Origin of the sequence: Pseudomonas sp., from assembly GCF_026224925.1 — a bacterium.
Classification (GTDB): Bacteria; Pseudomonadota; Gammaproteobacteria; order Pseudomonadales; family Pseudomonadaceae; genus Aquipseudomonas.
Window position 1 is genome coordinate 20,461 of sequence record NZ_JAMFRV010000564.1, and the last position, 6,870, is coordinate 27,330.

A 6,870-nucleotide genomic window follows, 5' to 3' on the forward strand; every position below is an offset into this window, starting at 1 on the left:
CTTACCCCTTGACCTGTTGCTCGGCGGCAATCAACCGGTCGAGCACACGCCGGGCACGGATCGCCCCGGCATCGCCCACGAGCAGTACCGGTTTGAGCGACCAGAAATCAGCGTCGCCCATCATCTGTTGTTGCGCTTCGAGCATCGGCAGGTCTTCCTCGGTAAACGGCACGTTGATCGCCGACGCCTGCTCCTCTGCCAATTGCTCGGCAAACGGTCCCATGGCTTTCGGGAAACACATGGCAAACCAGTAGTGGGTGGTGGTGTGGGTTTCCGGGGTAAACAGATGGGGGATCGGAAAGTCCGTCCCTTCAGCACGCGGCCGGCCGGTGGGCACCGCACCGGCATGCAGCAACATGCTGGCGGGGGCATCCCAACGCACATCGATCCAGCGATCGACCGGCGTTGCATGGGGGATGTTCATTGCGTGATAGAGGAAGTCCGGCATGATTTCGCCCACTGTCTGGCGGTTGGACCACACTTGATTGCCCTCTTCATTGACGCTGGTCAGCGCGCTTTTTACGCCTTCACCGCCCAGGGTTACGGGGTGCAGAAATTCCACATGGCTCAAGTCCATGATGTTGTCGGTTTCCAGCACGTAGTTGGCCTTGGCGTGCAGGTAACGCTTGCCGACATAGGCGTGCTCGGGGTCCATGCAACTGAACTCAGGGATCAGCGCGGCGTCGGCCCGTTCGGCCTCGCCCATCCAGATCCACAGCAGACTGTATCGCTCCACTAGTGGATAGGTTTTGACCTTGGCCGCTTTGGGAATCGCGCCATCGCCATGGGGGTTGTGCACGCATTGGCCGCTGCCGGCGAACATCAGCCCGTGGTAGGCGCATTGCACCGCGTCGCCTTTGAGCACGCCCATGTGCAAGGGGGCAAATCGGTGCGGGCACCGATTGCCAATCGCCTGGGCCACGCCAGCACTGTCGCGGAACAGCAGCACCGATTCGTTGAGCAGGGTGCGCTGGAACAAGGCACCGGTTTCGACTTCGTTGTTCCAGGCTGCCGGGTACCAGCAGTTACGTAGAAAGCTCATCAGGTTTTTCCTTTTTCTTATTTGAAGTCAGACACTCGCCACACTGCGCGCCAAGGACTTGCGTCGCCCCAGCAACACGCACCCGAGTGCCACCAGCAGCAACCCGACACCGACCACCGCCAACGCACGGCGCAGGCTTGAGCCATTGACCATGAGCAGCACCACCAGTAATGGACTGAGGAATTCGCCGCCAAAAAAGCAGGCCATGAACCCTCCGGTGGCACGGCCGCGCAGTTCGAAACCCACCAGGGACAGGGTCCAACGCAACAACGTGGGGATCATCAGGCCGCAGCCAATCCCGGCCACTGTCACGGCGACACCCATTAGGGCGTGGCTTTGCGCCTGGCTCATCAACAGCACCGCAACGCCCGCAAGGGAGAACGAGCAGAGCAATAAAACGGGAGGAGAGCGTCGGGCGAACCAGCGAAAGCTTAGGGCGCCAATCAGAACACCCAGCTGATTCAGGCCCATGGTCACGCCGATCTGCGCGGGCGAATCGACGCCGATCAGGTTTAGCAAGTACCCGGCCTGCACCGGCACCACGAACAGCGCCAACCCGGCACACAACACCAAGGGGTAGATCAGCGCCAATTGCGCCCAAGGCAGATGGTGCATCTGTGGGACTTCAGTGACGGCAGCTTGCTCACGATGAGGTTCCCAGGTCAGCCAATAGAAAAGCGGCAAAAACACGATGCCTGCCGTGTAGAGTACGAACGGCGCACGCCAGCCGAACTCGCCCATGGCCCCGCCTGCGACGATGAACACCGTGGCCGAGAATGAGGTGACTACGGTTTGCAGGGCCAGCAGCTTGTCCCGGCGCTCGGCGTGGAAGTAATCGCCGATCAGGGTGGTGCAGCCGATCATCACCACGGCTTCGGCCAGGCCGATCCCCGCACGGCTGAAGAGGATCATCGGCAGCGAATCCAGCCATAACGGCATCGTGCCGAAAAAGGTGTAGACCACCATCGCCCCCAGCAGGAGCCGTTTGCGACCGTAGCGGTCGATCAGCATCCCGGCAACACCACCCAGTAGGCCGACCAGCAGCGCTGGCAGGGTCAGGGCCACCGGCACCAGTTCGGCGGCATGCGGGACGTCAGCAAAATGCGCCTGCATCGCAGGCAGGACCGGGGCCAGCAACACCGCGCCGAGTACCGGCAAGCAACTGGCAATCAGCAACAGCCAGGCTTGAACCTGACCAGGCGTGCGTCCCGACACGGTGCTCATCGCGCACCTTCCTTGAACGCCAGCGCCGCGCGGGTACGTGGCTCGTCGACTTTTAACCGGGCGAGGCTGACCGAGGGTTGCGGTATCACTTGAGCGAACCGACGACCTTCACGTGCTAGCTTTCGCTCGCTGCGTGGCAGCAGAAAGTACGCCAACGCCGGCAGCAGCATCAGGGCGCCGACCATGTTCCAGACGAACATAAACGCCAGCAGGATGCCCATATCGGCCTGGAACTTGATCGGCGAAAAGACCCAGGTGCCGACGCCAATGGCCAGAGTCACTCCGGTCAACATCACCACCTTGCCGGTAAACAGAAGCGCGCTGTAATACGCCTCGGACAAGGTCGCGCCTTCACGCAAACGCGCCAGCACGATGCTCATCACGTACAGCGCGTAATCGACGCCGATGCCCACGCCAAGGGCAATGACCGGCAAGGTGGCGACTTTCACGCCAATACCCAGCGCGACCATCAGCGCCTCGCACAGGATCGAGGTCAATACCAGCGGCAACACCGCACAAAGCACAGCGCGCCAGGAACGGAAGGTCACCAGGCACAGCACAATCACCGCGCCATACACCCACCAAAGCATTTCATGGCTGGCCTTCTTGACCACGATATTGGTTGCCGCCTCGATTCCGGCGTTACCGGCGGCCAGCAGGAATTGCGCTTTGTCGCTGTTGTTGTCCTTGGCAAAACCTTCTACGGAGTCCACCACACGGCTTAGGGTGTCGGCCTTGTGATCGGAAAGGAAGGTGTACAACGTCAGCAGGCTGCAATCTTCGTTGTACAGACCACGTGGTGCGCCAGCGGTGATCATGTTCAGCGTCGCCTGGTTGTTCAGCAGCTCATACCATTTCGAGCTGCCTTCGCTCAGCCCCACCAGCACCCGACGATTGAGCAGTGCCAGCGAGTTGGTCGAATCGACGCCTTGCAGGCCGCGCAGTTGCCAGTCCAGGTTGTCGACTCGGCGCAGGGTGTCGTAATCCGAGCACGCACCCGCCGGGGTCTTGACCATTACGGCGAAGACATCGCTGCTGGCGCCGTAGTGCCCGGCCATAAAGGCGTTGTCGCGGTTGTAGCGTGAGTCGGCACGCAGCTCGGGCGCACCCGGATCGAGATCGCCGACCTTGAGTTGCAGGCTGACCAGATAACCGCCACCGGCCAGAATCGCCGCCACCACCACGCCCATGGTGGCCCATTTGCGCTGGGTGAACAGGTCGAGAAAGCGCCACATAGCGTGCTTGGCGCCACCGGCTTCGGCCAGTTGTTCGCTCTTGAGGCTGCGCAACGCAGCGCGTTGGCTGACACCCAGGTAAGACAGCAGAATCGGCAGCAGGATCAGGTTGGTGAAAATCAACACCGCGACGCCAATGCTTGCGATCACCGCCAAGTCCTGAATGACCTGGATCTTGATGATCATCAACACCGCAAAACCCACCGCGTCGCACAACAGCGCAGTCAGCCCAGCGAGGAACAAGCGGCGAAAGGTATAGCGCGCGGCGATCTGCTTATGCACGCCGCGACCAATGTCCTGCATGATCCCGTTCATTTTCTGCGCGCCGTGGCTCATGCCGATGGCGAACACCAGGAATGGCACCAGTACCGAATACGGGTCTAGCTGATAACCCAGAATAGGCAACAGGCCCAACTGCCAGACCACCGCCACCAGCGAGCAACTGACCACCAGCGCCGTGCTGCGCACGCAACGGGTGTACCAGTAGAGCACTGCTGCGGTGATGACCAAGGCGGCGCCGAAGAACATCAGGATCTGCTTGAGGCCATCGATCAGATCGCCAACCACCTTGGCAAAACCGGTAATGTGAACGCCGACGGTATCGCTCTGGTACTGCTGGCGCAGGCTTTCCAGTTCTTGCGACAGGCGCGTGTAGTCCAGCGGTTGGCCGTCTGGCGTGGTCGCCAGCAGCGGCACGTAAATAATGCTTGAGCGTTGGTCGAAGGCCACCAGTTGCCCAATTTCGTTGGAGCGCTCGACGTTACGCTTCAGGGCGTCCAGGCTTTGCTGGTCGCCCTTGTAGCCATCGGGAATCACCGGCCCGCCTTCAAGCCCCTCCTCGGTCACGCCGACCCAGCGCGTGGCCGGCGTCCACAACGATTTCATGAACGCGCGATCCACCCCCGGCAGCAGGTACACCTGATCATTGAGCTTCTGCAGTTGCTCCAGGTAATGCGCGTCGTAGATTGAACCGGTCTTGTTCTCTACTGCGATGCGTACGGCGTTGCCCAACCCGGACAGCTCTTTGCGATGGCTCAGGTAGTTGAGGATGTAGGGATGATCGGTTGGAATCATCTTTTCGAAGCTGGCGTTGAGCTGCAACCGTGTGGCTTGCCAGCCAAATAGCAACGTCAGGCCCAGACACAGCACCAGCACGATCCACCGATGATTGAACAGCGCTCGCTCCAATAACGATCCAGACCGATGATCGAAGTGGGCCAGATCGCGAATAACCGTCTGAGATGAAGTGGAACTCGGGACTTTCATGCGCTTACTCCGCTACCGCGTTTGCTGAACTGCTAGGTGAAGAAAACAGGCTCGGCATCGACAACCGCGAGACCCCGCCGAAACCGACACCGACCAGACTGCCGTCTGCGGCACCAACGACCGCCGTCAGCGGTGCACCCGCGGGTGCAGTCAGGGGGTGCAGCAGCGTGTCGCTATCGATGTCTTGCAGCAGACCGCCAGCCTGATTGACCCAGATGAACCGGTTGCCAACACGCGCCACCGAGCCAAGTGAAACCGGCATCGGGTTAGCCAGCGCTTCAAACGTCGCGCCCTGATCATGGGAACGAAACAGCTTGCCGCGCAGGCCACCAACCAACAGCGCGTCGTCAGCCTGCAGCGCCAAGGTGAAATAGCTGCCCTCATAAGGGCTGTCGAGACGCTCGAAGTGCGCCCCGCCGTCCTGCGAACGCAGCAACAAGCCCTGCTCGCCGGCCAGGTACAGCGCGTTGCTGGACTGGGTCACCGCGTACAGGTGCAATCCTTTGTCGTTCGGGATGTGCCCCATCCACGACTGCCAGCTCTGGCCGCCGTCTGCGGTGTGCATCGCCAGACCGTAGGCACCCACTACGGTGCCGTTCCGGGCGTCTGAGAAGTTCAAGGCCAGAAAGGGTTTGTCCGGGCCATCGGTGACCAAATGCTGGGCGCTGTCGAGGCGATGTTGTAGTGCCGGGTCATCTGCCGACGCCTTGGCCGCAGCCTGTGCGTCGTTCAATTCCAGCGCGGCAACGCGGCGACCGTCGAGCTGCAACGACCAGCTCTCCCCGCCATCGGCGCTGTGCAGCACCACTCCAGAGTGGCCGGTGATCCAGCCTTGTTTGGCGTCGATGAACTGCACTGCGGTCAGGGTCGAACTGACCGGCACCTGGACCTGACGCCAGCTCACGCCGTTGTCATCCGACAGCAGCACCACACCCCGCTCGCCCACCGCCACCAGACGCGTGCCGGCCCGGTTCACCCCCAGCAGCACTGCATGACTGGCCTGGCTTGAGATCACGCTCGGTTGTGCCAGCACATCCGGAAAACCAGCGGCCTGTGTCGATAACTGCGCAGCTAGCATCAGCAGCGCCAGTGGCAGGCTCTTATAGATAAAACGACGGGCCATCACGCCTCTCCTCAACGGTGGGCGCCCAGTGCACCGGGCGCCCGATACGGGTTCAGCGAACGCCTTCACCCGCCATGGCATCGCCGGTGAATACCGAGTCTTTGTAGGTCGGCACGATCCGGTACTGCTCCTTCTTGCCGGCAAAAATGTCACCGGTAAACCAAGCCCCAGAGACCAAGTCGTAGAAGCCGTTGGTCACGGTGACAACACCTGGCAAATCCGGCAGTACTACCGGAGTGGTCCACAGCACTTTGGCCAGCTGGCCTTGGGCGTCATAACGCTCGCCGAGTACGGCGGCCCAGGTGTCTTCGTCGAGGTAGTAGGTGCTCTTGGGCATCACATGACGCTTGCCGGGCGCCAGGGTCGCTTCAACCACCCAGACCCGGTGCAGCTCCCAACGGATAGAGGCTGGGTTCAGGTGATGCGCGCCCAACAGATCGGTAGGGTTGGCGGCGGTAAAAACCTTGTTCGAGTTATAGGGGATGTACATCTCTTTCTTGCCCACCAACTTCCAGTCAAAACGGTCTATGCGGCCGGTGAACACATACAGTTCGTCGAAGCTCATAACCCCGGCAGTGGCCGGTGTGGGGGTGTCGCAGCAGCCGTTTGGCAGGCGACGTACGCGGCGCTGGCCTGGCAGATAGGTCCAAACGGCGGTCCTGTCGGAGTCAACGTTTTCACGCCCGGTGATCGCCTCACCCGCACGCAAAGGGGGTCCGTCGTTGATCATCCGGATGCTCCAGTAAACCCCATCCTTTCCTTGACCGTCAGACAGGTACCAGGGCATCTGGTAGTCGGCCCGCGAGTCGTTGGTCAATACCGGTTTGCCGTCGGACGTCACCAGGTACTGAGTGAAATCGGTGTGCCAGGACGCTGCACGCCAGCGGGTCAAATGGTTCCAGATCGCTTCGGCACCGTTCTGCGGAATCGGGAATGGAATCCCGCCCTGGGCGTTCTGCGGTTCCGCGCCGGTAGCGTTC

At 61.3% G+C, this 6,870-nt stretch carries 5 protein-coding genes; all 5 read right to left on the reverse strand.

The window, feature by feature from the left end; translation table 11 throughout:
• Position 1: 1 nt before the first annotated feature.
• Positions 2 to 1,042, reverse strand: coding sequence for an aromatic ring-hydroxylating dioxygenase subunit alpha (locus M0974_RS23645; protein ID WP_297842630.1), 1,041 nt, complete (start codon positions 1,040 to 1,042; stop codon positions 2 to 4).
• A 27-nt stretch (positions 1,043 to 1,069) separates the two neighbouring features.
• The gene (locus M0974_RS23650) at positions 1,070 to 2,266 is read right to left on the reverse strand and encodes an MFS transporter (RefSeq protein ID WP_297842632.1); all 1,197 of its coding nucleotides are present in this window, start codon (positions 2,264 to 2,266) and stop codon (positions 1,070 to 1,072) included.
• Entirely contained in the window at positions 2,263 to 4,767 is a 2,505-nt protein-coding gene (locus M0974_RS23655; RefSeq protein WP_297842636.1) for an MMPL family transporter, read from the reverse strand. Before M0974_RS23655 ends, M0974_RS23650 begins: the two co-directional genes overlap by 4 nt.
• A 4-nt stretch (positions 4,768 to 4,771) precedes the next feature.
• Complete coding sequence (locus M0974_RS23660; RefSeq protein ID WP_297842639.1) at positions 4,772 to 5,890, reverse strand: YCF48-related protein; 1,119 nt, start codon at positions 5,888 to 5,890, stop codon at positions 4,772 to 4,774.
• A 52-nt stretch (positions 5,891 to 5,942) separates the two neighbouring features.
• Positions 5,943 to 6,870, reverse strand: a 928-nt coding sequence (locus M0974_RS23665; protein ID WP_297842643.1) for a DUF1329 domain-containing protein, incomplete at its 5' end; no start/stop codon positions are given.